This is a genomic window from Nonomuraea sp. MTCD27 (genome assembly GCF_041950495.1).
Classification (GTDB): Bacteria; Actinomycetota; Actinomycetes; order Streptosporangiales; family Streptosporangiaceae; genus Nonomuraea.
In genome coordinates this window covers 1-25,424 of the sequence record NZ_JBGNUW010000052.1, presented here as the reverse complement: position 1 = coordinate 25,424, position 25,424 = coordinate 1, and the positions used below count along the sequence as shown (strand labels likewise).

The following is a 25,424-nucleotide window of genomic DNA, read 5'->3' as shown; positions in this document are numbered from 1 at the left end:
CCGGCTCGAGTCGACCCGCAAGCTCGGCGAGCTCATGCGCGACACCTACAAACGCAACCCAGACCGGTTCCGGCTCTTTTGCCCCCGACGAGACCAACAGCAACCGGCTCGGGGCGGTGTTCGAGGTGTCCGACCGGGCGTTCGCGGAGCGCGTGACCGAGGAAGATGTCGCGATATCGCGGGACGGCCGGGTGATGGAGGTGCTCTCCGAGCATGCCTGCCACGGCTGGCTCGAGGGGTACACCCTGACCGGCCGGCACGGCTGGTTCGCCACCTATGAGGCATTCGCCATGGTGTCGGCCTCGCAGACCGTGCAGCATGCGAAGTGGCTGCAGGAGGCGCACGATCTGGCGTGGCGGGTGCTGGTGCCGAGCCTGAACATCCTGCTGACCTCGACCGCCTGGCGCCAGGACCACAACGGTTTCAGCCACCAGGGGCCCGGCCTGATCCAGAACGTGATCACGCACCGCGGCACGATCAGCCGGGTCTACCTGCCGCCGGACGCGAACACGCTGCTGTCGGTGGCCGACCACTGCATGCGGTCGCGGTCGCGCGTGAACCTCGTCGTCATCGACAAGCAGCCGCAGCTGCAGTGGCTGACCATGGACGAGGCGGTGGTTCACTGCACCCGGGGTGCCGGGGTGTGGCCGTGGGCAGGCACCGAGGACGTGCGGTCGGACCCCGACATCGTGCTCGCGTGCGCTGGGGACGTGGTCACCATGGAGACCGTCGCGGCGGCGAACATCCTGCGCGAGCGGCTGCCGCACTTCGCCACCAGAGTGGTCAACGTGGTCAACCTGATGACGTTGCCCCTGCGCACGGTCCACCCGAACGGCATGGAGGACATCCTGTTCCGGGAGCTGTACACCGACCACGTCGACGTGCTGTTCGCCTTCCACGGCTACCCGGGCGCGATCCACCAGTTGGTGCACGGCCGGCCGGACCCGGACAGGTTCCACGTGCGCGGGTTCGTCGACGAGGGCACGACCACGACCCCGTTCGACATGGTGGTGCGCAACCGGGCATCCCGGTACCACCTGGTGATCGACGCGCTGAACGCCGCGCGGCGGACCCCGGCCGGGGCGAGCGAGCTGAAGGCATGGTGCGAGCAGCAGCTCCTCCGCCACGAGCGGTACGTGGTCGAGCACCTGCAGGACATGCCCGAGGTGCGGGACTGGTCGCTGGGCGACTGGGCAGAGCAGGGCTGAGGGCGCTTCTGAAGGCCGCTGACCAGGGACGATGGGCAGCTCGGTTAGAATGAAGTCTCCCCCATCGCTGGCGCCCGCGCAAAGGAGCTCCAGCTTATGGAGGTGAGCGCGTCATGGTGTTCGACCAGACAGATCTACGCGAGCTGGCGGCCTTCGGCGATGAGGTCGGTGTGCTGTCGCTCTACACCACGATGGAGCCGGGCACGCAGGCCGGGCGAACCCGGCTGCGCAACGAGATCGCCGCGTTGCGCCAGGAGCTGGCCGCAGGACCCGACCAGGAGCGGGCCAGGCTCGTGGGCCTCCGCCTGGACCTGCTGGAGCCGCGGATCACCCAGCTGCTCGACCCGGCCGGTCCCGGTCTCGGGCGGGCCCTGTTCGCGCAGGTGGCCGGTGACGAGGTTCGTACCGAGTGGGTCCAGCTTCCGGTGGGTGACCTCGCCACCCTCAAGGAGCATGCCTATCTGCTGCCGCTCGTCACCGCCGTGCAAGCCGACAGGCCCTCCGGGGTTGCCAGGGTGGGGCGTGACGGCGTGCGGCTGTTCGACTGCCGGTACGGGCTGGCCGAGGAGCTGGAGCCGGTCATCTTCAACCTGGCGACCGCAGGCTCGTCCGGAGAGGCGACGCTGCCCGGGCTCTCCCGGCGCGGCATCCACCCTGGCCGCTTCGACCAGCGTGTCGAGGAGCACCTGACCAAGTTCCTGCGCGAGTCGGCCCCGCACGTGGCCGGGCACGCGCGGCGGTTGGACTGGGAGACGCTGCTGCTGGTGGGCGACCCCCGCGACACCTCGGTGCTGGGTGAGGCGCTGCCGGCCGGTGCGGAGATCGTCCAGGTGGACGCCGTGCTCGATCCCGCCCTGTCGCCGTCGGAGGTGCTGGAGTTCGTCCGCCCTGCTCTCGACGAGGTGCGGGCCAGGAATGACGCAGCCCTTGCCGTACGCGCCCGGGACCTGGCCCTGTCGGGCGGCAAGGGCGCGGTCGGCCTCGACGACATCCTCTCCCTGCTGCGGCAGGGCCGGGTCGAGCACCTGCTGCTCGACGAGGCGGGCAGGTGGAATGCCGAGCCCATGGGCGTCACCCCCGAGGAGCTGGAGGAGGAGATGATCGAGCTCACCTTCGAGCACGGAGGCGACGTCACCGTGCTGGAGACCGGCGCGGCGAGGGAGCTCGCCGAGGCGGGCGGAGTGGCTGCGATGCTGCGCTGGTGAGGACCACCCATGTCGACGCCGGTTCGCCGGCGTAGCACATGACAGCTGCCTGGCGTACTCCTCGGCGATCAACGACTGGCGGCCGACCGGACAGGCCGGGTTCGCGCCACACGCAGCACAGCGGCACCGCACAAGTACGAGAGCACCCCAGCCCATGGGAGGCCGGTGGGGCCGTGGTAGCCGGGGCCGGACACGGCAACAACAAGTAGCCCGGCCAGCACGGCGGCCAATCCGAGCACAGTCGCGCCGTCGCGCCACAGACCGCGCTCGACGGAACGCAGCACCGACCGGCGCAGTTCGATTCGCGCGAAGAGGGCGACCAGGACGACGAGGACGAGGGCACAAGACGCTATCCATGGCACTCGCCACAGCAGCCACGTCGTGGAGTGCAGCGGGGGCTGCGGCATGACACCGGTAGGGAACAGCACAACGGCCGCGACCGCCACCGCTGTCATATGCCAGAGGAACACGGTCAGGATGACTGCGTTGGTCGCGATGACCGCGCTCCATGGGCCGATCCGGCGAAGCCATTGGTTGGCCGCGGGCTGAAGGGCCAGAACCAATCCGACCTGCGTGGCGGCGAGCGCCATCAGTGCCAGGCTCGGTGGAGTCGTGTTGTAACCGACCATGCCGACCGGATAGGGGCCCACCACGGTCAGTCCGATCAGGGCGGCCAGACCGCCGACCGCGACTGCGAGCGCCTGCCCACGGCCCAGCCGCAAGAGCCCGTCCCGCCAGCAGAAGCCGAGCTGGTAGACCGCCAACCAGGCGAACAGGTAGGTGCTCAGACCGACGACCGGCACGTGCAGGCCCCTCCCCAACAGGTCGGCGACGGCTACGAGGACCACCATCGCCATCGGGACGACAAGCCCCGCGCGGCGGTGCAGCGCGTGCAGCCACGGCGTCAACACCACCAGGGCGAGGTAGGCCAGCAGGAACCACAGCGGAATGGAGGCAAGCCACGCCGCGTGACCGAGCAGCTTTTCGTTCACCCCAGCTGCCACTGCGACCACTGATACCAGTGGCAGCACCAGGAACAGCGCAGTTGTCGGCCGAAGCAGTCGGTCGGTTCGCTTCAGCATCCAGCCGATGCTGTCGCCTCCCGAGGCACGGTGCGATGCCATCGAGGCGCCGCCGGCGTAGCCGCCGACCAGGAAGAAGATCGGCATCACCTGGAACAGCCAGGTGACCGGGTCGATCCAGGTGAGAACGTCCAGCGCGTTGTAGCCGGACAGCCGGCCGTCACGGTAGGTCACGGCGACGACGAACCAGTGCCCGAGCACCACCAGGCAGATGGCCAGCGCGCGCCACATGTCGACGTTGCGCTCGCGACTGTCCGGCGTGCGCACCGCCAGGTCACGCACCGTTGCCCCCAACCCGCGCATGACTTCCACCCCTCGCCCACCATGGATCATCGCGCGCCCCGTTCGCCACCGGATCGGAGGCGGTGTTGGGCCTGTCCCCAACCCGCAGTGAATTGAAACGGTGACGCCGGTCGTGCCAAGTGATCACTCGGATATGTCACGCGGACCAGAGCGGCCATACGAGATCGTTGCTGCCGACCTGCCGCCGCCGCGTCGCGGCGGAAAATGGGCAGTGGACGAAGTACTGCCCACGACCGTTGCCTTGCCTGAGCGTTCGCCCGGGAGATGGTCGAGGCGATCGCCGCCCGCCATCCCCGGATGGTGCCTGCCGTCGGCGATGCGGCCTACGCCGGCGAACATCTACGCGGCCTGGATGATGCGGTCACCTGGACCAGCCGACTGAAGGTCACCTCGCTTCCTGCACGCCCTGCCGCGACCCAGAACCGGCAGCGGACTGGCCCGCGGTAAGGCCGGTCGCGAGCCGGAGCCGACCGCCTCCGTGATCGACACCCAGAGCGTCAAGACCTCCACCAACGTACCCCTGAGCAGCCAGGGGACGGACGCCGCCAAGAAGATCTTCGGCCGGAAACGAGGGCATCGTCACAGACGCGCTCGGGCTCCTGCTCGCCGTTACCGTCACCGCCGCAAGCCTGTCCGAAAACGCCGTAGGAATACAACTGCTCAACGACGTCAAGAAGACCCACCCGGCCATCACCGAAGCCTGGGTCGACACCGGATTCAAAATGCCGCAGTAGAACACGGAGCCCGCCTCGGAATCGACGTGGAAGTCGTCAGCAGAAACCCCGACAGCCGCGGCTTCCAAGTCGTTAGAAGACGCTGGGTAGTGGATCGCAGCCTCGGCTGGCTTATGTTAAGACGACGCCTGACCCGCGATTACGAAACCCTTCCCATCAGCTCCGAAGCCATGATCTACATCGCCTCGATTGACAACCTCACCAAACGCATAACGGACGAAACCGCCCTAACCTGGCGAGGCGCATACTAGAACATAAGGAGCAATCTGCTCAAATCAAATGCCCTCTCAATAACCCCTGGTGCGGCGGGCGGCTGGGCGGATCCGACGTGCTAGGTCGCGACCGCCTAGAGCGCGTAGCACGTCGATGCCCAGGATCGCCCCGGCGCCGATGGCCAGAGCAGTTGACAGGGCCTCGATGAGATAGTGTGTGCCGCCGAGCACGTCGCCGAGGCTCAGCTTCAACATTCCGCGAAACATTACCGAGCCTGGCAGCAGTGGCCCGATCGCCGGAATCACGAAAACCATCGGCGGCACTCGCACCCGGTTCGCATACATCGAGCCCATCAGCCCGATCATTGCGGCGGCAACTGCGGTGGCGAGCACCGCCGGCCAGGCCAGCCAGCGTAGACAGACATAAGCACTCCAGATGACCACGCCACCGAGGGCTGCCGGTGGTATGTGTTTGCGCGGCACTCGTAGCGCCACCGCGAACGTCAGCCCCAGCATGAGCGCCCCGAGCAGTTGCGGCACCGCCAGCGACAGCGGTGCTGTGGGCGCATCGTCCACGGTGATCGGCACACCCGCTTTGACGGCGAAGGTGAGCATGATGCCGATCCCCGAGAGCACGGCTGCCACGATGAACACCACCTCCGACAGTCGCGCGGTGGCGGTGACGTATTCGCCGGCGATGCCGTCCTGCACGCAGGCGACGAGCGGCCGGCCGGGCAACAACGCGATCACCGCTCCAACGACGACCGCTGAGGCCTGGACGGGTATCTGCTGCCAGATCATGAGCACCGCGGCCGCGGTGCCGACGGCCGCTGCCACGGCCGTTTGGAAGAACTCCGCAACTCCCCGCCCGGCCAGCCACGTCCCGGCTCGGTCCCCGAGCAGCGTTGCGATGAACGCGGCCAGCGCCACCACTGGACCACCACCGGTCAATACCGCCGCCGAGGCCGCGACCAGGGCGGGCGCCGTGACCGCCGCCCAGCGCGGATAGATCCTGGCGCGGCTACCGATCGCGTGCAGGCGCCGGCGTGCGACTCTCAGCGGCAGCTTCCGGGCGGTGATCTCGCTGACCAGATCGTGCAGCGCAATCAGGCGGGCGAAGTCAGGTTCGCGCCTGCGTACTCGCCGTTCGGCCGTGACCGGCAGACGGCCATCGTCCGGGACATTCGACAGCGTCAACGCCGACAGGTTCACATCTGCCTCGATCCGGTGCACACCGTAAGTTCGCGCGATCGACCGCATCGCGTTCGTCACGTTCTCGGTGCCCTCTCCGCTGGCGAGCAGCAACTCGCCGACGCGCAGCGCCAGGCTCACGGCACGGTTGGCGTCGGCGTCGGAGACGGTCTCGCTCATTCAGCGATCTCATCGACCGGTGGGCCGCCGCATTCAGACGGCGTCACGTTGGATGGGGCACGTCATGCAATGGGTGCCGCCGCGGCCCTTGCCGAGTTCGAAGCCTTCGATCTCGATGACCTCCACGCCATGTTCGCGCAGCTTGCGGTTGGTGAACTGGTTCTTGTGGTAGCCGATGACGACGCCGGGCGCCAGGGCGAAGAAGTTGTTGCCGGAGTCCCATTGCTCGCGGGACTGCTGGTAATCGTCACCTCCGGTGGGGACGATGTCCAGGCGAGAGATGCGCAGGGCGTCCTGCAGGGCGGTGATCAGGTTGGCGTCACGGTGGACGCTCAGGGTGCCGCTCTTGTCGCCGGGGCGCAGGCTGTAGGCGGTGGCCGATTCCAGGAACGGCGGGTATGCGCTGGCCTTGTCGGCGTCCAGGAAGGTGAAGACGGTGTCCAGGTGCATGTAGGAACGGGCCTTGGGCACCTCAATGGCGATCACTCGCTCTGCGGCCTCGGCCGCGAACAACGACAGGGCGAGGTGCTCGATGGTGCGCGGGTTGGTGCGCTCGCTGATGCCGATGGCCACGGTCTTGTTGCCGATGGGCATCATGTCGCCGCCTTCCATGGCGGCGTTGCCGTACGACTCCTCGTTGAAGCGCTCATCCTCGCCGGCGTAGGGGTACCAATAGGAGAAGTCCTCCCCGGCGAACATGGGGTGGTGATGGTAGATGGCCGACTGGTTCATCGTCTCCAGCAGCCGGACGTGGAAGTACATCGGATTGAGTGAGAGGCCGCCATACAGCCAGGCCGCCGGGTCGCGCTGGTAGAGGGAGTTGGGCAGCGCGGGCAGGATGAACTCCCGCGGGTGGCACGAAGCGGCGACCAGGGAGTGGTCATCCAGGTCGGCCAGGCCGAACTCCTCCCTAGTGAGTCCGCCGATCAGGTGGGTGGCCAGTTTGTCTCCGCTCCATCTGACCAGGTTCTCGCGTACGCCGTCGACCAGAGCCGGGCCGACGGTCAGGTGGGTGACGACCTGTTCGATGGCGTGCTGCTTGGCCTCGAAACTCGCATCCAGCGCCCGGCCCAGCAGGTCGTGGTGGTAGTACACCTCGACGCCGCGTTCGCGCATCACCTGGACGAAGGCGTCGTGCTCCCTTTGGGCCCGCTCCACCCACAGGATGTCGTCGAACAGAAGCTGGTCGTTGTTGGAAGGGGTGAGCCTGCGCAGGCTGAGGTCGGGGCGATGAACAATGACCTTGCGCAGCCTCCCCACCTCGGAGTGCACGCCGTAGGGTCGAGCGGTCATGTGCGGGCTTCCTTCCTGTACGGGGTCGGGCGGGCCTAGATGGTGAGCCAACCCGCGATCAAACCGACGATGGCGAGCACGGCTCCCACGACGACGACGACGAACAGGACCAGCTCGGCCGGGGAGAAGACGCGCATGCCGCGTTCGCGCCGGGTGAGAACGAACAGGATCGTGCCGGGGGCGTAGATGATGCACGACAACAGCAGGAACTTCGGCCCCGCCGCGACGATTAGGAACGCGGTGTAGAAAGTGGCCAGAGCCGCGACCGCCAGATCCTTGCCCCGGCCGCGCGGCTCGGTGTCGTAGGTCTCGCCAGTCAGGGCCAGGCGCAGCGCGTACCCGGCCGCCAACAGGTACGGGATCAGCGACAGCGCGCTGGTCAGTTCAAGGGTGAAGGTAAAGGCGTCGTCGGAGAACAGCGTGACGAACAGCACGGCGGTGATGAGCGCGCTGGTTAGCACCAGGGCCGTGACCGGTGCGTCCCGCCGGTTCTCGCGGGCCAGAAAGGCGGGCATGTCGGCGTCCTTGGCGGCCACGAACAGCACCTCCGCCGCCATCAGCGTCCAGGCCAGGTAGGCGCCCAGCACCGAGACGATCAGCCCGACGCCGATGAGCCCCGCGCCCCAGGCACCCATCACCGACTCCAGCACACCACCCATGGACGGCTGGCGCAGCCCGGCCAACTTGTCTTTGGGCAGCACGCCGTAGGACAAGATGGTCACCGAGGCGAACAGCGCCAGCACGGCCAGGAAGCCCAGCACGGTGGCCCGGCCCACGTCGGCGCGCGCGCGGGCGTAGCGCGAATAGACGCTGGCCCCTTCTACGCCCAGGAATACGAACACCGTCACCAGCATCGTCGCCTGGATCTGGTCGAACAGCGCCCCGGCGGAGAGTCCAGCGCCGCCCCACAGGTTCGCGCCGAAGACCTCCCCGCGCAGCGCGACGGCCACGATCACGATGAACAGCAGGATCGGCAGGAGTTTGGCGACCGTGACGATCTGGTTGATCCGGGCAGCCTCCCGCACACCGCGAAGGATCATGAAGTGGAAGGTCCACACTCCGACCGTGGAAACCGCCACCGCCACGATCGTCGCGCCTTCACCGAAGGCGGGGACGATCAGGCCGAGTGTGGACTTGATCAGCACCCAGTAGGTGACGTTGCCGACGCAGGCGCTGGCCCAGTAACCGAAGGCGGAGAAGAAACCGGGGTACTGGCCGAAACCTGCCTTGGCGTAGGCGTACACCCCGGCATTCAGGTCAGGTTTGCGCACCGCCAGCGTCTGGAACACGAAGGCCAGCATCAGCATGCCCAAGCCGGCGATCGTCCAGGCGACGACCGCGCCCAGCACGCCGGTCGCCTGGGCGAAGTTCCGCGGCAGCGAGAACACCCCGGCGCCGACCATGGACCCGACCACCATCGCGGTCAGGATCGGCAGCGCTACCCCGGGCGCTGCCCCAGTCTTCGTGCCGGCCTCACTCACCGCGTGGTTTCCCGTCCTTGGCCTGATCCTCCGGGGACACGTGTTCGATCTTGAATCCGGTGAACCCGTAGATGACGCTGAGCAGCGGACTGGCGATGTTGAAGAAGCAGAACGGCAGGTAGGCCAGGGTCGGCACGCCGAGCACCGCACCCATGAACGCGCCGCAGGAGTTCCACGGCACCAGCGGTGAGGTGACCGTGCCGCTGTCGGCGGTCAGCCGCGACAGGTTCGTCGGTGCAAGGCCGCGCTTGGCGAACTCGACCCGGAACACCCGCGCCGGCAACACCAGCGCGATGTACTGGTCACCGGCGACGATGTTGAGTCCGAAGGCACTGGCGAACACCGCCACGAACAGCCGGCCGGTGCCCTTGGCCGCCCGCACCATCGGATCGATCAGCCGCTTGAGCAGGCCGAACTCCTCCAGCAGCGTACCGAACGTGACCGCGCCGATGATCAGCCACAGCGTCGGCAGCATGCTGTCCATCCCACCGCGTGACAGCAGCCGGTCCACATCCGCAAGACCGGAACTCTTCACATACCCGTTCGCCATCGCCCGCCAGATGGCCTTGATCCCGGCCACGACCGGATTCAGCCCGGGCTCACCAACGAACGCGCGGATCACCGCGGGTTGGGTGAAGATTCCCACGATCCCGGCGAAGATCGCCGCCGCCATCAGCGCCAGCGTCGCCGGCACCTTGCGTGCCGACAGTACGATCAGCAACAGCAGCGGCAAAAGGTTCAGCGGAGTGATCCAGTAGATGTCGCCCAGAGCGGTCAGCTCACTGGCGGTGTCACCCATGTCGGTCGCGGCCGGCCCCCACATCCAGCCGATCAACAGGAACAGTACGAAGGCGATCACGAACGCCGGAATCGACGTCCAAGCCTGCCGCTTGATGTGCTCATAGACGTTGACCCGGACCATCTGCGCGGTCAGCACCGTGGTCTCCGACAACGGCGACAGCTTGTCCCCCAGGTACGCACCCGAGATCACTGCCCCGGCGGTGACCGGCGCCGACACCCCCAGCATGGTGGCGATACCCACCAGCCCGACGCCGATCGTCGCAGCCGTGGTCCACGAACTGCCGATCGACATCGCCACAATGCCGCACAGCAGCGCGGCGGCGGCGTAGTACCAGCCCGGCGACAGCACCTGGATCCCGTAGTACACAAGGGTCGGGATCGTCCCGGACATGTTCCAGGTGCCGATCAGCGCGCCCACCGCCAGCAGGATGAAAACCGCGCTGGTGATCGACGACAGCGCGCGCTGCCCGCTGGCCTCGACCTCCTCCCACCGGTTCCCGTTATTCAGCACCACCAGCATCGCGACCATCGCGCACAACACCAGCGCCACCTGGATTGGCCCGTCGAGGGCGGCCAAGCCGAACAACGCCAGCGACCCACCGATCAGCACCACGAGCGTGGCCAGAACGATCACCAGATCGGCCAGCGACGGCGGGCGAACCGACCTGCCCGCATCCTCCTGGGCGTCGTCCTTCGTGCTGTCGCTCATCGCCTCGTCGCCCGCGCACCCGCCGCCCCTCGCGGTCCATCGGTCACCCCGGACGATGCGCTTCCCCACGGCGTCGGCTTCGACGGTGCCCGCCCCCCGGCGGGCGGACACACGCCTGTCGCCAGTGCTGAAGAGCCGATGTCTGGCCATGATCGACACCGCATGGGCTCCCCCTTGAGATCTCTGATCTGGCCCCTCACCACCGGCGGGAACCACGTCACGTGCGAGGCGACCTACCCCACCATCTGCGGTGACAGCGCCCACCGCACGTCAAGTTTCGTTCTAGGTCCACCTCCACGCCGCCTACTAAGCGGCATTCCAGAAGTTCTGCTTGTAACCCGCAGGCAGCCAGGGGCTGGTCCACGGTGCTGCCGCGGTGAGCATCTGATCGGGTGAGCGGGCGCGGAAGAAGGCGTGGATCTGTCTGAGACGGCCGGGCCAGCTGACGGCGGTGTTGGCGATGAACGCCCTCTCAGGGCGGCCCAGACGCGTCCACCGGGTTGTCGTGCGGGCTGTAGCGCGCGCCGTACAGCAGTTCCATGGTGGGGGCCTTGGAAGGTTTCAGCGGGGTAGCTGGGGTGCCGATGATCGGTAGTACCCGGGCGAAGTCCCGGCGGACTCGGCCGGGTGAGAGCCTGCGGTGGTGGCGGCGTTCCCAAGGGTAGCGTTGATCTCGGGCGAGGTGCCGGGCGAGCACCAGCTGGGCGTAGGCGGCCAGCAGCACCCACGTCCAGCGCTCGGCCTGTTCGGGATGACGCAGCGCAGGCGTGACCCAGCCGAGCACCCTCTTGAGGAACTTCAGGTAGTGCTCGATGTCGAACCTGCGGAGATACGATCTCCAGCATCGTTCCAGGTCAGGACTGCCCTGGCCAGACCAGAACAGCCACATCGGCGTGGGTGCGGGGCGGCGTCCGCCGGGCAGCCGCTCGACTTCGACACGGATGACCGTGCCGGACAGGATCGGCGCTTCGGCCCGGTGCACGAAGTGCTCCTTCTTGTCCAGCTTGGGGTGCAGGCCGCCCCAGGCAGTGACGCGGTGACCTGGCCGTAATGCTCATCGGTGACGGTGAGTTGCTGGTCGGGCTCACCCTGGCCGTCGGGGCGGGCGCAGGAGAACTGCTCGCCGTGGCGGCGGGGCCGTCCCGCACGGCCACCGTTGCCGGGCAGGCGAGGCGGCGGGTCACGATAGAGCAGCCGATCGTTGCGGATGCGAACCAGCACTTCGATGTCGTCGTTGCCGACCGTGGTGTGCACCCCGCACAACTGGTGGTGCGTCCCGGCCGGCAGGTCGGCGCAGTGCCGGGCATGCTCGCCGGTCACATCGTATTCACCGTGCAGTTCGTAGACGAGTACGGCCAGGTCGTATCCGGCGTCGTGGACGAAGAGATTGCGCCCGGTACGTCCGGCCGCGCGCAGCCGCCCGGCCAGGGCACCGATCTGCTCGACTGCGACCAGCGTCTGCGCCGAACCGCCGGTGGGCACCCGGACCGCGTCCATCGGCGCGACCCACGAATCGTGCTCGAGAATGAGCTGTGTCACGTGTTGCCAGGCCCAGCCGGACACTCCGCCATCCACCCCGCCCGGCCTAGACAGGTGATGCCACTCCCGATCGGGACTGGTCTCGGCGTACGGGCGCGGGTGCGTGCTGGCATCGATGGCGAAGGTCAGCGGCCAATCAGGTGGGCCGCAGGCCAGCAGCAGCTCACACACCCGGTCGGGGTCGATCCGGCCGACGGCCAGAGCGTCATACAGGCTGCCCCAACTGCGGCGAAAGACCGGCTCCAGACTCAGATACGGCAACGAGGTGATCGTCGGAGCGCTCAGCACCGCGTCGCTGAGCTCGAATAACGCATCCGCGCGTGCGGTCAGGCAGTCATACCAGCCCGCCCGGAACTCACTCATCCTCGCCATCGACGACGAACTTCTCGTCGAGGCCACTCCTGCTCGCAGCGGCGCAACCGTCATACTGTACCCCTACGGCCATCGGTTTGATCTTCGGATTTCTTCGCAGAACAGAAGATCGACAATGGCCGTGCCCCATGTCACGGTGGCGTGCCGGCTCTGCCACTCAATCGTGATCACCCAAGACGGTGCGACGCTCAGGTGCGCCACGGATGCTCGATGAGCCGGGTCACGATTGCTGGAACGGGTAGCTGCTGCTCGTTATGCGGTCAGAAGATCAGGTTCAGTGCGGCCTCGCGCCGGAAGGCGGGGGCGGTATGAGGGTTGCCGGCGTTGAACGGCGGTTGGGGGTCGTATTCGATCGCGAGCTGCACGGTCCGCGCCGTCTCCTCATCCTGCGCCTCGGCGAGGAAGGTCAGCGCCATGTCGATGCCGGAGGAGATTCCAGCGGCTGTCACGATCTTGCCGTCGAATACGACGCGTTCCTTGACGTGTTCGGCGCCGACGGCGGGAAGCTGCTCGGCCCAGCCCCAGTGGCTGGTGGCTTTACGACCGGCCAGCACACCGGCCGCGCCGAGGACGAAGGAGCCGCTGCAGACCGAGGTGGTCCATCGGGTGTGCTCGTGCGCGGCGCGGATCCAGGACAACAGTTGCTGGTCGCCCGTGGCGGCTAGGGTGCCGGGACCTCCGGGTACCAGGATCACGTCCGGCCGAGGTAGGTCGGCGAAGGAGGCGGTAGCGGTGATCGCGAGGCTGGCTTTGTCGTCGATGACTGGGCCGGGTACGGCGGCCACGAAGGTGACCGTCCAGCCCGGCGCGAAGGCTAGAACGGTGTAGGGGCCGACCGCGTCCAGGGCGGTGAACCGGGGGTAGAGAGGGATGGCGACGTGCATGGTCAGTTCTCCTGTGTCTGGAACCGGCGGCGGTAGTCGCCGGGTGAGATCCGCCAGTGTCGGCGGAAGACGCGGTAGAGGGTTTCTGGCGTACCGAGCCCGGATTGGCTCGCGATGCGGTCGAGCGGATGGCCGGTGCTCTCCAGCAGTCGGCGAGCGGCGTCGGCGCGGCTGCGCTCGACGTATCGGCCGGGAGAGACTCCGGTCTGATTGGTGAAGATCCGCGAGAAGTGGCGCTCGCTCATCCCTGCGCGCCGGGCCAGTGCCGGCACGCTCAGGTCATTGGCGGGGTTGGCGTCGATGAAGGCTTGGAGTTCGCGCAGCGGCTCGGTGCGCGGTGTGCCGGCCCTCATTGGGGTGCTGAACTGGTCTTGCCCGCCCGGCCGGTGCAGGTACACCACGAGCCCGCGGGCGACTTTCCGGGCCAGCGCGTGGCCGTGGTCCTCGACCACCAGCGCGAGCGTGAGGTCGATTCCGGCGGTGACTCCGGCCGAGGTCCAGACCTCCCCGTCCCGGATGTAGATCGGATTGGCGTCCACCGTGGTAGCCGGGTAACGGCGGCCGAGGTCGGCGGCCGCCATCCAGTGCGTGGTCGCCCGTCGGCCATTCAGCAGCCCGGCCTCGGCCAGCAGGAAGGCTCCGGTGCAGACCGACGCGACCCGGCGGCTCACACGGGCCAGCCGGGCGATCTGCTCAACCAGCTCCCGATCATCCACGCGGTCCGGGACCTTCAGGCCGCCCAGCACCAGCAGCGTGTCGACCGGCCCCTCGACCTCGCGCAGGGCTATTGCCGCGTCGATCGCGATCCCGCCGTGAGCCGCCACAGCGCCGGCGCGCACCGCGGCCACCTCCATCCGATAGCCGCCCTCCTGGGCGAACAGGCTCGCGGTCTCGAACACGTCCACTGGCCCGGCCAGATCAAGGAGCTGGAACCCCTCGAAGATCACCACAACCACTCGTCGCCGCATGACATTCATCCTGGTCAGTGACGTGGATGGCGTCAACGACACAGGTATTGCAAATTAGGCCATGGACAGGTTGCCGATCGGCGCTCAGGTGACGGCTATCCCGGGAAGTGACAGCTACCGCCGAGCGTCAAAACGATCATGAAACCTTAAACGCACGCACGTACATGGTCGCGGCCGCATTGGACCCGTTGGTAAGAATCGCGCCACATGACTCAAACGAGAGGCATGGCCGCAGCAGCTCATGATGTGCAGTTGCGGGACGCCGCCAAGAGCGGGTTCGGTCCGGACGTTCGGGGTGAGTCTGGCGCGCAGCGACGTGATCACGATGCGTCGGGCGTTTGCGCAGCCGCCTGGGCCGGCTACTGCATCAGCTCGGGGTGCGGATGCTCCGGCGCTACCGGGCAGAGGTAGAGCTGCTGGTTGTAGCCGCGGCCGATCTGGACCGCGGCCGGGTTACTCAGGTCGGGGTAGCCGTAGCCGGTGGACGATGCGGCGGCTTGGTTCTCGTATGGGATCCGGCTGGCGTCCCACTCGTCCGTGGCGATGGTCAGCAGCGGCTCCATAGGGGTGCCGCAGGCCCAGCTGACGGACGCAGAAAGGCCTGTCAGGAGGCGCTCAGCGCCCTGTGACGCATAAGGTGGGGCCAGGACCAAGGGGCCGGGTTCGCGGTCGAGGGGAAAGCGCAGGCAGGTGATCTCACGGGAGTGGCCTGCGCCGGACACGGGGCACCCCTAGTGCCCACGTGCTGCGGTGGTCACAGGGGTGCGCTCGCGCGGAGGCGGGCGTGGCGGGCGGGCGAGTGTCGTGAGTATCCAATCAACGGACCGCCCGGCATCCTGAAGCCCGGCGCGACGGGTTTGCCCGTCGCGCCGGGCATGTCAGACGGTTCGCAGCGCCTCGGTGGGTTGCATGCGGGCCGCGCGGATGGCGGGCAGCAGCCCGGCGGTGGCGCCGATGGCGACGGCCGCGCCCAGCCCGCCGGCCCAGGCCAGCGGAGGTATCACGGTGGCCCAGTTGTTGATGTGGGTGTAGATGGTGGTGGCTAGGGCGCCGAGGGCCACGCCGGCGAGGCCGCCGAGCGCGCCCAGCAGGATCGCCTCCGACAGGAACTGCAGGCGAATGTCTGCTCTGGTCGCTCCGAGGGAGCGGCGCAGGCCGATCTCGGAGCGGCGTTCCAGGACCGAGATGACCATGGTGTTGGCAACGCCGATGCCGCCGACGAGCAGTGCGACCGCGCCCAGGCCCAGGAACAGGCCGTTGAGCGCGGATTGGGCGGCCGCGCGGGCCACCAGGGCGGCGGAGGGCTGGCTGACGTTGACCTCGCCGGGATTGCGCGGGTTGGTGGTGGCGGCCAGTACCTTCCGCACGCTGGGCACGTGTTCGGTGGCCGCCCGCACGTAGATCGTGGTCGGATGGCCGTCGAAGCGCAGGTATTTTTCGGCGGCCGGATAGCCGACCAGTACCGCGGAGTCGATCTCCGGCGTCAGCTTCGCCGGGTTGAGGATCCCGGCGACGTAGAACCACTGCCCGCCGACCCAGATGCGCATCCCCTGGTGGATCTTCGCGATGCCGAGACGCCGGGCAGCGTCGGCGCCGAGGACGGCGACCGGTTGCCGGGCGGTGGCGGCGTTGAGATAGGCGCCTTGAGCCAGGCTGGTGCGCACCGCGCCGGGCAGGTCCAGGCTGGCCGCGTTAACGCTCAGCGAGTTGGTGTTGAAGGCGGGGATGTAGGGGTTGCGGAAGGCGTTGGCCGTGGTTTTACCGGTGTGTTCGACCTTCTCGACCGGGCCGATTCTGGCGATCATCCCCGGCGCGTCGCCGGGCAGCTTCGCATTGTCGCCGCCCATGGTCTGGCCGGGGGTGACGGTGAGCAGGTTGGTGCCCAGCTTGTCGATCTCGGCCAGCAACCCGGCCTGGGAGGAGGCCGACAAGCCCAGCACGGCCACCATCGCCGCGACGCCGATGGCGATGCCGAGCGCCGACAGGGCCGCCCGCATCCGCCGGGTCCGCAGTCCCAGGCTGGCCACCCGCGCCAGGTCGGCCGGATACATCACGGCTCCCGCCCATCGGCGACGAGGTGCCCGTCCAGCATCTCGATGCGGCGGGGCAGCCTCGCGGCCAGCTCCCGGTCATGCGTGATCATGATGATGGTGGCGCCTTCGGCGTTGAGCTCCTTCAGCAGGGTGAAGATCGCGGCCCCGGAAACGCTGTCGAGGTTGCCGGTGGGCTCGTCGGCCAGCACGATCGCCGGGTTGCCGACCAGCGCGCGGGCGATCGCGACCCGCTGCCGCTCACCGCCCGACAACTGGGGGGGACGGTGGTCCAGGCGATGCCCCAGCCCGACCCGCTCCAACGCCTCGGACGCCGCCTGCAGCCTGGCGCGATATCTGACACCGGTGTACAGCATGCCGTCGGCCACGTTCTCCACAGCCGTGGCGTGCTGGGCCAGGAAGAACTGCTGGAAGACGAACCCGATCCGCATCGCCCGCAGCCTGGCCAAGGCCCGGTCGGACATGCTCGCCACGTCGTCGCCGACGATGCGCACCGTGCCCAAGGTGGGCCGATCCAGCGTACCCATGACCTGCAGCAGCGTCGATTTACCCGACCCGGACGGCCCCACGACGCCGACCAGTTCGCCGGCCTCGACGGTGAAGCTGGCCTCCTGCAGCGCCACCACCGGTGTCGCGCCAGGATAGACCTTGCTCACCCGGTCCATTTGCAGAACACTCCTCATGACGCAGGCACCACGATGCGCTGACCTTCGGCCAGGCCGTCGCCGGTGACCTCGACCCTGCCCTCGCTGTCGTCGAACAGCCCCGTCGTCACACCCACCAGCCGATGCTCCCCACCAGCGTCCACGACCTCGACCGCGTAGCCGCCACCGGCCAGCGCGAGCAGCGAATTCACCGGCACCGACAGCACGTCCTCGGCGGTGCCGGTGACGATCGAGACCTGTACCGGCGCCTTATCCAGGCTGCCGGTCTGCTTCGGCCTGGTCGGCCGGATCTTCACCTCGATCGTGGTCCCGCTGTCGGAGGTGGTGGCGACCTTGCCGACCTCGGAGACCACGCCCGGCACTGTCTTGCCGTCGGGCAGCGTGATGATCACCTTGTCGCCGACGGCCACCTGGCTCTGCCGGCCGGCGTTCAGCTCGACGGTAACCTGCCGGGCCGTCGAGGATGCCTCAAGCACCACGGTCCCGGCCGCCGTCTGCGCGCCGCTGACCGCGTTCACCTTTAGCACGCGGATCGCCTTGGCCGGCACGAACACCGCCTGGCCGAGTGCAAGGTTCCCCGACTCTTCCAGCCCGGCCCTGTCCTGCAGTTCCCGAAGAGCGTTGTAGGTGGCCCTGCCGAAGTAGTCGGATTCGGGGTCGAGCTGGTCCTTGGTGGCGTGGCCGAGCGTCACCAGCGCGGCGTTCAGCTGTTGAACGTCGGCGCCGTCGGTGCCCCACGACAGCGACCGGTAGACGGGAACCGCACCGTGGAGCAGCACCACGGGCTTGCCGTCCACCCGGTAGAGCACTTTGCCCGCGGTGACGACCTGGCCCACGGCGGGCAGCTTGGTCACCGTACCGGCGGCCTTGTTGACAATCTGGTGGTTGCCCGCGTAGCCGAGCGTGCCGTTTTGCAGGGTACGGGCCGACAATGTGCCCTTGGTCACCTGTGCCAGCCCGGTCCTGGCCGGGCTCTGGGGGGTGGTGCTCGCGGTGGGCGCGGCGAGCGGGTCGGCGCGCAGGACCCAGCCACCCCCGGCCACCAGTGCGCCGGCCGCCACCAGCGCGGCCACCCAGCGCATCGCACTCAACTGCCGCCGCCGGTCTTGCCGGGGGTCATGTTCCGGATGCTCTGCGGCTGGTATTGCTTACAGGATTCCTCGGCCTTCTTGAACTGCGGCGTGTTTGGGTCGTCGTTGAGCTTGAAACCGCCACCCGCGTCAGGGTCGGGGAACGACGGCACGCCGTTGTCACGCATGCACGCGGCGTACTTGAGCTTGTCCGACGTGGACCACATCGCGTTGGGGTCGTTCTGCGGGGGCGGAGCGGGCATGAACTCCTTGCAGGCCTCGGCGGCCTTCTTGAACGCCGGGGAGTTGAGATCGATCCCCTCTCCCATGCCCTTGCCCGGCTCCGGATCCTTGAAGTCCGGCACGCCGTTCTCGCGGACGCACCGGGCGAAGGCCACCGGATCGGCCTTGGAACCGCCCTGCGAGGCGGCGGCGGACGCCGCACCGGCCTGCGGCGCCAGAGATGCCACCGTCCTGCCGGGTTCCTGGCTGTCCCCGCAGGCCACGCCGGTCAGCGCGACGGCGGCCAGGGCGAGAACCGGTGCGATGGCCCGCGCGGTGCTTCTACGTGAGCGCTTCCGCCTGGCCACGCTCTGGCCGAGAGTGCTTCCCATGTCGTTCTCCATCGTGTGCGGGTGAGTATTGGCCCGGTCGCCGAGACGGCGCGTGCGGTGGCCGTCCCGGCTACCGGGTGAGGACGGCGTCGGCTACTTCGCGGGTACGGCAGTCCCGTCGCAGCCGCGGTCGATGCGGCCCGTGGTGAAGTACGACACGAGCTCGGCGGCGCAGTCCGGCACGCGCAGGACGGACCCGTGCACGTCGTCGGCGACGGTGAAGACCGTGCCGCCGAGGGCGGCGTGCATCTGCTTGGTCCACTCATACAGGGAGACGGCTTCGTAGCGGTGTCCGGCCAGCACCAGCGACCCGCCGCCGCGCTGCACCTTGATCTTCTGCACCGGCAGCGGCCAGCCCGCGCATTGGGCGGAGAACCTACTGGCCTGCCCGGTGACCGGGTTGCGCTCAAGTCGCCGCTGGTAGGTGGCCCAGGCGTCGGAGAAGTTGAGCCGGCTGGGGTCCTCGTTGCAGAAGACGGCCTGGCCTGCGGTCGCGTTGAACCGCTCCGGCGCGCCGGCCGGCGGGCGCTGCAGAGTGCCCTGCCCGAGAAGTCCCCTCAGGGCCGGCGGCGCGGTGTCACTCTCGTCCCGCATCTCCTTGAACGCCTGGGCGACCTGCGGCCAGTCCGGTGTGCTCTGGATGGCCAGCATGGCGACCGTGGCACCATCGGCCACCATCTCCCAGTCGCTGTAGCGCCTCGGCTGCTCGTCATAGGCGCGGCCGAGCGCCAGCACCGTGGCCCGCACCTGCTTCGCGGTGCTGCCGAGGCCGTAGGTCCCGTTGCGCTCCGCGATCCAGGCCGCCATCCGCGGGAAGTGACGCTCGGTGCCCGCTGCGTGGCCGTCCTCGAAGTCGTCGAGCCGGAAGTTCACCGGCGCCACGCTGTCCAGGAACATGCGTCCGACGCTGCCCGGGAACGTGCTGCGGTAGACCGCGCCCAGCCAGGTGCCCCAGGAGATGCCCAGGAAGCTGAGCTTGCGCTCGCCCAGCGCGATCCGCACCCGATCAAGGTCACGGGCCGCGTTCTGGGTGGTGAGCTGGCCGAGGAAGGCGGGATCGAAATCCCCGCACGCCTTGTTCGCCGCGACCCCGGACTCGTGGACGAGCTTGGCCGTCTCCTCGGGCAGCGGCCCCGGCTGGGGCGGCACGCCCTGGCCCTGGGGGGCCGGGCAGTCGACCTTGGTGCTGTAACCGACCCCGCGGGGGTCGAAGCCGATCAGGTCGTAGCGGTCGTTGAGCTTGGCGTTCGTCTGGTTCATCGAGGCGATCTGGAGCGGGAACAGGTAACCGGAGGCGCCTGGCCCGCCCGGGTTGAGCGCCAGGCTGCCCAGCCGGTGCTTGCGGTCGATGGCCTTGACCCGGGTGATCGCGATGGTGATCTGCCGTCCGCCTGGTTTGCGGTAGTCCAGCGGAACGCTGACGGTTCCGCACTCCATCCGGCCCAGCAGCGCACGGAACGTCCGCCGTTGCTCATCAGTGACGGCAACGCTACGGATCACCTCGTCGGAATAGGCGGGACACGACCGCCACGTGACCGAGGCCAGCGCCTGCCCGCTGTCAGCCGTCGCGGCGGGCGAGCCCGCGATCAGCGCGGTCAAGGTGACGGCACTCGCGGCTGCGGCGGCAACCGCGCGGCCGGTCAGAAGTCCATGTTCAGTCATGTGGCCCACCTTGGTGGCGGCGATCGTGCACCCGCGTCCGCCCTCAGCCACACGTGGGCATCTGTCTTGAGACGTATACGGGCGTCGCCGGATCAGACTTGCGGCAGACGCGGGCGCATCGGTCCTGACCATAAGCTCACAGGACTATGACGCCTCTTCGCGCGTGGTCACGCTCACCGATGCTGCAGGACGCGGCGCCGGCCGCGGTGCTGCTCGCGATCTGCGTGCTGGTCAACGCCCCGAACGCGATCGTGGGCAACACGGCGGGTACCCCCGTCGCCGCTGGACAGGACGGACAACTCGCCCTGTGGTGGGCGGCGACGGCGCTCGCCGCCGGCGGCGTCGTGCTGCGCAGGCGCTGGCCGCTGCCGATGCTCGCCGTCTGCGTGCTGTCCGCCGGGGTGCACGTGGCGCAGGCCGCACCTCTCATGATCATCGATCTGAGCGTGCTGGTTCTGCTCTACACGGTGGCCTCCCGTTACGCGTGGGTCATCTCGCTGGCGGCCCTGACTTGCCTGTTGCTTGTGGCCGCCGGATGGAGCCTGTACGGCGAGCGCCCGATACCCGGCCCATCCGAGGTACTTTCCATGGGCCCCGGCCTTGGCACCCCATCCGGCCCGAAAGAGGTCATGAGGGTCCATCGCCAGGCCTCGGCCGATGCCTGGAGCGGCCTGTCCGTACTCGGCTCGGCCCTGGTCGCCTCCTGGGCCATCGGCTCCGGCGCCCGCAGCCGCCGCGCCTACCTCGACGAGCTGCACGCACACGCCCGAGACCTCGAACGCGAACGCGACCAGCAGGCCGCGCTCGCGGTAGCCGCCGAACGCGCCCGGATCAGCCGCGAACTGCACGACGTCGTAGCCCACGGCCTGTCCCTCATGGTGATCCAGGCCCAAGGCGGCGCCGCCGCGCTCGACAACACCCCGGCCGATACCCGGACCGCGCTGGAGACGATCGTCACCACCGGCCGTGACTCCCTCGCCGACATGCGACACGTGCTCGCCGCGGTCGGCGAGGTGGACGATGCTTGGCATCCGCAGCCCGGCCTGGCGCACCTGCCCGCCCTGCTCACGCAGGTCAACAGGGCAGGCACGCCGGTACGGCTGCGCGTCGAGGGCTCCCCCGTGACCCTGCCCGCCACCATGGACCTGTCGGCCTACCGCATCGTGCAGGAAGCCTTGACCAACACCATGAAACACGCCGGAACGGGCGCCGCCGCCAGCGTCGTCCTCACCTACCACGACGCGGAGATCAGCATCGAGATCAGCGACAACGGCCGCGCCCGGACCGGGGACGCCGGCGCAGGTAACGGGCTGCGAGGCATGCGCGAGCGCGTCAAACTGCTCGGCGGCACGTTCACCGCAGGCCCGAAGCCCCGAGGCGGGTTCACCGTACGGGCGGCGCTCCCGATCCAGGGACACGCCACATGATCGACATACTGCTCGCCGACGACCAAGCCCTCGTCCGTACCGGCTTCCGCATGATCCTCGACAACGCCGACGACATGCAGGTCGTCGGCGAGGCAGGCGACGGCGCGCAGGCCGCGGAGATGGCCCTCGAACTCCAGCCCGACATCGTGCTCATGGACGTCCGGATGCCCGAGGTCGACGGCGTCGAAGCGACCCGCCGCATATGCACCGGCACCAGCCGGGTCCGGGTGCTGATCCTGACGACCTTCGACCTCGACGAGTACGTCTACGCCGCCCTCCACGCCGGCGCCAGCGGATTCCTCCTCAAGGACACCCTCGCGCCCGACCTGCTCTCGGCCATCCGCGTGGTCGCGCGCGGCGATGCGGTCGTCGCGCCCAGCGTGACCCGCCGGCTCCTCGAACGATATGTCGGCATCGGCGTCGCCCAGGCCATACCCGCCGCCAGCCTCGACGTCCTGACCGAACGCGAACGCGAGGTGCTGAGCCTCATCGCCCGCGGCCTGTCCAACACCGAGATCGCCGAGTGCCTCTTCCTGTCCGAGGGCACCGTCAAAACCCACGTCAGCCGCGTGCTGGCCAAACTCGGCCTACGCGACCGTGTCCAAGCCGTGGTCTTCGCCTACGAAAGCGGCCTGGTACGCACCGGAGCCACCTAACGATCATGGGTCGCGAAGTTCTGGGCGTATGCGACCGGCCCAGTCGGTCAAGCCGCCACACCAAGCGGCCCATTCGCCGGCGGCAACGCCACCATCCTGTGGCTCTACCACGTCCTCAGCCCCCTGCAATGCCTCAAGCCCCGGCCTGACCAGCCAGAACGGCACCCTGGTCGCCCAGATCACCCTCAGCTGAGGGCCCGCCCACGCGCGTGCCAAGAGTACGTCGCCGCCACCCGACTGTGGCATGAGTGTGGCTTCGAGGCGGGTGCTCTGTGCGGTGCGCGGGGCCGACGATAACAGGGTGAGCACCGCGAGTGAGGAGCCGCAAGGAGCCGCTACCGCCCTGGCCCGTTCCGGGCGGGCTGCCGCCAAAACGGGCCGTGGGTCGGCGATGGCCCGCTATGAGCTGCTGGCCCCGCATCTGCATGAGGGCGTGCCGCTGGCCCGGCTGGCGGCGGGGCAGGGCGAGAGCGGTGTCACCTACAGGACGTTGCAGCGCTGGCTGGCGGCCTACCGGCGGGGTGGACTGGAGGCGCTGGCCCGGGCTGGCCGAAAGGACAAGGGGTTGCGCCGGTTCCCCGAGGAGCTGGTGTCCTTCATCGAGGGGATGGCGCTGCGCAGGCCGCGGCCGAGCGTGGCCACTATCCACCGGCAGGCCGCTTCGGTCGCCGCCGCCCGCGGCTGGCCGATCCCCACCTACTGGACGGTGCATAAGATCGTCAGCTCGCTGGACCCGGCGCTGGTCACGCTCGGCGTGCAGGGCGCCAAGAAGTACCGCGAGACCTATGAGCTGGTCTACCGGCGCGAGGCCGCCAAGCCCAACGAGATCTGGCAGGCCGACCACACCGAGCTGGACATCTGGGTGATCGACGACAACAACAGCCCCGCCCGGCCGTGGCTGACCGTGATCGAGGATGACCACTCCGGGCCCTGCCCCAAGGCCAGGTAGTTAAGGTCGTCGTGGTGCTGTCAAGCGCGCGAGTTCTCAGGACGTGGGAACGGAGATCCAGTAGAACGGTGATCTTCCACAATCAGCCGTCGAAAAACTGGATCTCCGTTGATTGCCGAGTATGCCAGCTCTGCTGTTTCTCGCGCTGTCGAGACGGGCTCTTCGCCCCGCTCGGCGGCCGGGAGGTTGTTCGCTCCCGGGCATTTGGGGGAGCTGACCGCGCTGGTGCCGTTCGAGCTCGTCGATGCGGTCCTTGAGGAAACCCGCGGGGTGCAGCGCCGTCTGCGCGCTCTGCCCTCGCGTGTCGGGGTCTACTTCCTGCTGGCGATGTGCCTGTTCCCCGAGGTCGGCTACCTGCTGGTCTGGCAGAAGCTGACGGCCTCGCTGGCCACCCTGCCGGTCGTGACGCCCACCGCCAAAGCGCTGCGTGACCTGCGCCGCAGAGTCGGCAGCGCGCCGATGCAGCGTCTGTTCGAGGTGCTGAGCGGACCGCTGGCCCAGCCCACGACGCCCGGAGTACGGTTCGGGACCTACCGCACCGTCTCCTTCGACGGCTGCAGCTCGCTCAAGGCACCCGACACCATACGTAACCGGGCCTGGCTGGGCAGCCCGGGCCATGGCGGCTATCCCCTGCTGGAGCTGATGACGCTCGTTGAGACCGGAACCCGGGCCCTGATCGGCGCGGTCTTCGGCCCCACCGGCGAGGGCGAGAGCGGCTACGCCCGGCGCCTGCTGCACCTGCTGACGCCCGACATGCTCGTGTTATGGGACAAGGGCTTCGACGGCAACGCCTTCCTCGCCCAGGTCAGCGCCACCGGCGCCCAGGTGCTCGGCCGGCTGCGCAGCAACCGGCGCACCCCCATCCTGGCCACCCTCACCGACGGCTCCTATCTGTCGGTGATCGGCGCCCTGCAGATCCGCGTCATCGAGGCCCGTATCACGGTGACCTGCACCGACGGCACCACCTTCACCGGCACCTACCGCCTGGTCACCACCTTGACCGATGCCCGCCGCTACCCGGCCGCCGCCCTGGTCAGGCTCTACCACCAGCGATGGGAACATGAGTCCGCCTACTACGCGCTCCGCCACACCATGATGCAAGGACGGATCCTGCGCTCAGGCGACCCCGCCGGCCTGGAACAGGAGATGTGGTCGGTGCTCACGCTCTATCAACTCCTGCGCATCGTGATGGTCGACGCCGCCGAGTCCCGACCCGGCACCGACCCCGACCGCTGCAGCTTCTCCATCGCCCTACACACCGCCCGCGACCTGGTCATTCAGCCGGGCGACAACCCCGGCATGACCACCGGCCTGGTCGCAACCATCGGACGCCGTGTCCTGGCCGCACTGCTGCCACCCCGCCGCCTGCGCGTCAGCACCCGCAAGGTCAAATCACCCACTTCCCGATACAACGAACGGCTCGACGATGGCCGGCCCGACCACAGCCGCACCATCACCGACCTCGACATCACTCTCCTGCCACCCCCACCCACCCTGCCCGCCGCGTCCCGAGACGAGCGCCCCATGACCCCGGCCGACCGCCGCAGACAACAACAGGTCCTGGCCCTCCTTCACCAAGATCCCGCCCGTCCATGGAAGGCCCGTGACATCGCCCAACACCTCGGCGATGTCACCCTGAACACGATGTATCGGCAGCTATCGCGCTGGGCCGCCAGCCGGATCATCCGCAAGATAAAACCAGGCATCTACACCGCCGAGCCGATCTCCACAGCGCCCTTGCCAACCGCCCAGAAACCTTAACTACCTGGTCTTGGGTGAGCCCCCCTCCCGCGCGATCGCCGGATACGCCGTCAACCTGGAAGCGCCCTCGGCACTGAGCACCGCGCTGGCCTTGCGGCACGCGATCTGGCGCAAGAACGAACCGTCCTGGCACGTGTGCGGCATCCCGTCGGTCCTGCACCTCGACCACGGCGCCGACTTCACCTCCGCCCACCTGCAGCAGGTGATGGCCGACCTGAAGGTCACACCCGTCTTCACCAAGAAGGGCCAGCCGCACGGCCACGGCAAGATCGAGCGGCTGATGTGCGCCACGAGGCGCATGGTCGTATCCCCGGTTCAGCCGGGAGGAACTCGGAGGGAGGTTCCTGGGTCCGATGGCTTACCCAGCGCCGAAAGGCTTACGGGGACAAGAGCATGCCAGAAAACCA

20 protein-coding genes and 3 pseudogenes are annotated in these 25,424 nt (G+C 68.5%); 8 read left to right on the top strand and 15 right to left on the bottom strand.

Annotated features, from left to right (window positions below; all coding sequences use genetic code 11):
- The first annotated feature begins 116 nt into the window (after positions 1 to 116).
- Positions 117 to 1,208 carry a hypothetical protein gene (locus tag ACBJ59_RS62040; RefSeq protein ID WP_375119267.1) on the top strand — a complete coding sequence of 364 codons (1,092 nt, stop codon included), beginning with the start codon at positions 117 to 119 and terminating at the stop codon, positions 1,206 to 1,208.
- 113 nt (positions 1,209 to 1,321) lie between these two features.
- Positions 1,322 to 2,413, top strand: coding sequence for a hypothetical protein (locus ACBJ59_RS62035; protein WP_375119266.1), 1,092 nt, complete (start codon positions 1,322 to 1,324; stop codon positions 2,411 to 2,413).
- Positions 2,414 to 2,481: 68 nt separating this feature from the next.
- Here the strand turns inward: ACBJ59_RS62035 and ACBJ59_RS62030 are convergent, their stop codons facing one another.
- A complete protein-coding gene (locus ACBJ59_RS62030) occupies positions 2,482 to 3,798 on the bottom strand; it encodes an acyltransferase (RefSeq protein ID WP_375119273.1) in 1,317 nt (438 codons plus the stop codon).
- A 427-nt stretch (positions 3,799 to 4,225) separates the two neighbouring features.
- Between ACBJ59_RS62030 and ACBJ59_RS62025 the strand changes: the two are divergent.
- A pseudogene (locus ACBJ59_RS62025) lies at positions 4,226 to 4,783 on the top strand (transposase); the annotation flags it as partial.
- A 36-nt stretch (positions 4,784 to 4,819) separates the two neighbouring features.
- Here ACBJ59_RS62025 and ACBJ59_RS62020 read toward each other — a convergent pair.
- From ACBJ59_RS62020 to ACBJ59_RS61955, 14 genes and pseudogenes are all read right to left on the bottom strand, one after another.
- On the bottom strand, positions 4,820 to 6,115 hold the full coding sequence (locus ACBJ59_RS62020) for a threonine/serine exporter ThrE family protein (protein ID WP_375119265.1): 1,296 nt from the start codon (positions 6,113 to 6,115) through the stop codon (positions 4,820 to 4,822).
- A gap of 33 nt (positions 6,116 to 6,148) precedes the next feature.
- Positions 6,149 to 7,408 carry an arginine deiminase gene (locus ACBJ59_RS62015; protein ID WP_375119264.1) on the bottom strand — a complete coding sequence of 420 codons (1,260 nt, stop codon included), beginning with the start codon at positions 7,406 to 7,408 and terminating at the stop codon, positions 6,149 to 6,151.
- A 35-nt stretch (positions 7,409 to 7,443) separates the two neighbouring features.
- Positions 7,444 to 8,889: a basic amino acid/polyamine antiporter gene (locus ACBJ59_RS62010; RefSeq protein WP_375119263.1), complete on the bottom strand. Its 1,446-nt coding sequence runs from the start codon at positions 8,887 to 8,889 to the stop codon at positions 7,444 to 7,446.
- Positions 8,882 to 10,549, bottom strand: coding sequence for a Na+/H+ antiporter NhaC (gene nhaC / locus ACBJ59_RS62005; RefSeq protein ID WP_375119272.1), 1,668 nt, complete (start codon positions 10,547 to 10,549; stop codon positions 8,882 to 8,884). The genes ACBJ59_RS62010 and nhaC overlap by 8 nt, the downstream gene beginning before the upstream one ends.
- Positions 10,550 to 10,705: 156 nt before the next feature.
- Positions 10,706 to 10,946: pseudogene (locus ACBJ59_RS62000) on the bottom strand (IS630 family transposase); the annotation flags it as partial.
- 251 nt (positions 10,947 to 11,197) lie between these two features.
- Complete coding sequence (locus tag ACBJ59_RS61995) at positions 11,198 to 12,301, bottom strand: hypothetical protein (RefSeq protein WP_375119262.1); 1,104 nt, start codon at positions 12,299 to 12,301, stop codon at positions 11,198 to 11,200.
- Positions 12,302 to 12,570: 269 nt separating this feature from the next.
- Entirely contained in the window at positions 12,571 to 13,194 is a 624-nt protein-coding gene (locus ACBJ59_RS61990; protein WP_357848924.1) for a DJ-1/PfpI family protein, read from the bottom strand.
- A 2-nt stretch (positions 13,195 to 13,196) separates the two neighbouring features.
- Positions 13,197 to 14,162 (bottom strand): GlxA family transcriptional regulator, encoded by a 966-nt coding sequence (locus ACBJ59_RS61985; protein ID WP_375119261.1) that lies wholly within the window; start codon positions 14,160 to 14,162, stop codon positions 13,197 to 13,199.
- 359 nt (positions 14,163 to 14,521) lie between these two features.
- Positions 14,522 to 14,725, bottom strand: coding sequence for a hypothetical protein (locus ACBJ59_RS61980; protein WP_375119260.1), 204 nt, complete (start codon positions 14,723 to 14,725; stop codon positions 14,522 to 14,524).
- A 315-nt stretch (positions 14,726 to 15,040) separates the two neighbouring features.
- Positions 15,041 to 16,213: an ABC transporter permease gene (locus tag ACBJ59_RS61975; RefSeq protein WP_375119259.1), complete on the bottom strand. Its 1,173-nt coding sequence runs from the start codon at positions 16,211 to 16,213 to the stop codon at positions 15,041 to 15,043.
- On the bottom strand, positions 16,213 to 16,878 hold the full coding sequence (locus tag ACBJ59_RS61970; RefSeq protein WP_375119258.1) for an ABC transporter ATP-binding protein: 666 nt from the start codon (positions 16,876 to 16,878) through the stop codon (positions 16,213 to 16,215). Before ACBJ59_RS61970 ends, ACBJ59_RS61975 begins: the two co-directional genes overlap by 1 nt.
- Before the next feature lie 14 nt (positions 16,879 to 16,892).
- Positions 16,893 to 17,960, bottom strand: coding sequence for an HlyD family efflux transporter periplasmic adaptor subunit (locus ACBJ59_RS61965; protein WP_375119257.1), 1,068 nt, complete (start codon positions 17,958 to 17,960; stop codon positions 16,893 to 16,895).
- Between the two features lie 5 nt (positions 17,961 to 17,965).
- Complete coding sequence (locus ACBJ59_RS61960) at positions 17,966 to 18,562, bottom strand: hypothetical protein (protein WP_375119256.1); 597 nt, start codon at positions 18,560 to 18,562, stop codon at positions 17,966 to 17,968.
- A 93-nt stretch (positions 18,563 to 18,655) separates the two neighbouring features.
- On the bottom strand, positions 18,656 to 20,224 hold the full coding sequence (locus ACBJ59_RS61955; RefSeq protein ID WP_375119255.1) for an alpha/beta fold hydrolase: 1,569 nt from the start codon (positions 20,222 to 20,224) through the stop codon (positions 18,656 to 18,658).
- Positions 20,225 to 20,403: 179 nt separating this feature from the next.
- Here ACBJ59_RS61955 and ACBJ59_RS61950 point away from each other — a divergent pair, with 179 nt between their 5' ends.
- The 5 genes and pseudogenes from ACBJ59_RS61950 to ACBJ59_RS61930 all read left to right on the top strand — a co-directional run.
- Complete coding sequence (locus tag ACBJ59_RS61950) at positions 20,404 to 21,651, top strand: sensor histidine kinase (protein ID WP_375119254.1); 1,248 nt, start codon at positions 20,404 to 20,406, stop codon at positions 21,649 to 21,651.
- Entirely contained in the window at positions 21,648 to 22,307 is a 660-nt protein-coding gene (locus ACBJ59_RS61945) for a response regulator transcription factor (RefSeq protein WP_138687928.1), read from the top strand. Before ACBJ59_RS61950 ends, ACBJ59_RS61945 begins: the two co-directional genes overlap by 4 nt.
- Positions 22,308 to 22,698: 391 nt before the next feature.
- Positions 22,699 to 23,256 (top strand): helix-turn-helix domain-containing protein, encoded by a 558-nt coding sequence (locus ACBJ59_RS61940; protein ID WP_375119253.1) that lies wholly within the window; start codon positions 22,699 to 22,701, stop codon positions 23,254 to 23,256.
- Positions 23,257 to 23,460: 204 nt separating this feature from the next.
- Positions 23,461 to 25,017: an IS4 family transposase gene (locus ACBJ59_RS61935; RefSeq protein WP_375119252.1), complete on the top strand. Its 1,557-nt coding sequence runs from the start codon at positions 23,461 to 23,463 to the stop codon at positions 25,015 to 25,017.
- 10 nt (positions 25,018 to 25,027) lie between these two features.
- Positions 25,028 to 25,424 (top strand): annotated as a pseudogene (locus ACBJ59_RS61930) (hypothetical protein); the annotation flags it as partial.

Excerpts from the sequence above, each read along its gene's own strand:
- ACBJ59_RS62035 (WP_375119266.1), top strand. The coding sequence starts at position 1,322 with ATGGTGTTCGACCAGACAGATCTACGCGAGCTGGCGGCCTTCGGCGAT.
- ACBJ59_RS62030 (WP_375119273.1), bottom strand. The coding sequence starts at position 3,798 with ATGCGCGGGTTGGGGGCAACGGTGCGTGACCTGGCGGTGCGCACGCCG.
- ACBJ59_RS62020 (WP_375119265.1), bottom strand. The coding sequence starts at position 6,115 with ATGAGCGAGACCGTCTCCGACGCCGACGCCAACCGTGCCGTGAGCCTG.
- ACBJ59_RS62015 (WP_375119264.1), bottom strand. The coding sequence starts at position 7,408 with ATGACCGCTCGACCCTACGGCGTGCACTCCGAGGTGGGGAGGCTGCGC.
- nhaC (WP_375119272.1), bottom strand. The coding sequence starts at position 10,549 with ATGGCCAGACATCGGCTCTTCAGCACTGGCGACAGGCGTGTGTCCGCC.
- ACBJ59_RS61995 (WP_375119262.1), bottom strand. The coding sequence starts at position 12,301 with ATGAGTGAGTTCCGGGCGGGCTGGTATGACTGCCTGACCGCACGCGCG.
- ACBJ59_RS61990 (WP_357848924.1), bottom strand. The coding sequence starts at position 13,194 with ATGCACGTCGCCATCCCTCTCTACCCCCGGTTCACCGCCCTGGACGCG.
- ACBJ59_RS61985 (WP_375119261.1), bottom strand. The coding sequence starts at position 14,162 with ATGCGGCGACGAGTGGTTGTGGTGATCTTCGAGGGGTTCCAGCTCCTT.
- ACBJ59_RS61980 (WP_375119260.1), bottom strand. The coding sequence starts at position 14,725 with ATGGAGCCGCTGCTGACCATCGCCACGGACGAGTGGGACGCCAGCCGG.
- ACBJ59_RS61975 (WP_375119259.1), bottom strand. The coding sequence starts at position 16,213 with ATGTATCCGGCCGACCTGGCGCGGGTGGCCAGCCTGGGACTGCGGACC.
- ACBJ59_RS61970 (WP_375119258.1), bottom strand. The coding sequence starts at position 16,878 with ATGGACCGGGTGAGCAAGGTCTATCCTGGCGCGACACCGGTGGTGGCG.
- ACBJ59_RS61965 (WP_375119257.1), bottom strand. The coding sequence starts at position 17,960 with ATGCGCTGGGTGGCCGCGCTGGTGGCGGCCGGCGCACTGGTGGCCGGG.
- ACBJ59_RS61960 (WP_375119256.1), bottom strand. The coding sequence starts at position 18,562 with ATGGGAAGCACTCTCGGCCAGAGCGTGGCCAGGCGGAAGCGCTCACGT.
- ACBJ59_RS61955 (WP_375119255.1), bottom strand. The coding sequence starts at position 20,224 with ATGACTGAACATGGACTTCTGACCGGCCGCGCGGTTGCCGCCGCAGCC.
- ACBJ59_RS61950 (WP_375119254.1), top strand. The coding sequence starts at position 20,404 with ATGCTGCAGGACGCGGCGCCGGCCGCGGTGCTGCTCGCGATCTGCGTG.
- ACBJ59_RS61945 (WP_138687928.1), top strand. The coding sequence starts at position 21,648 with ATGATCGACATACTGCTCGCCGACGACCAAGCCCTCGTCCGTACCGGC.
- ACBJ59_RS61940 (WP_375119253.1), top strand. The coding sequence starts at position 22,699 with ATGGCCCGCTATGAGCTGCTGGCCCCGCATCTGCATGAGGGCGTGCCG.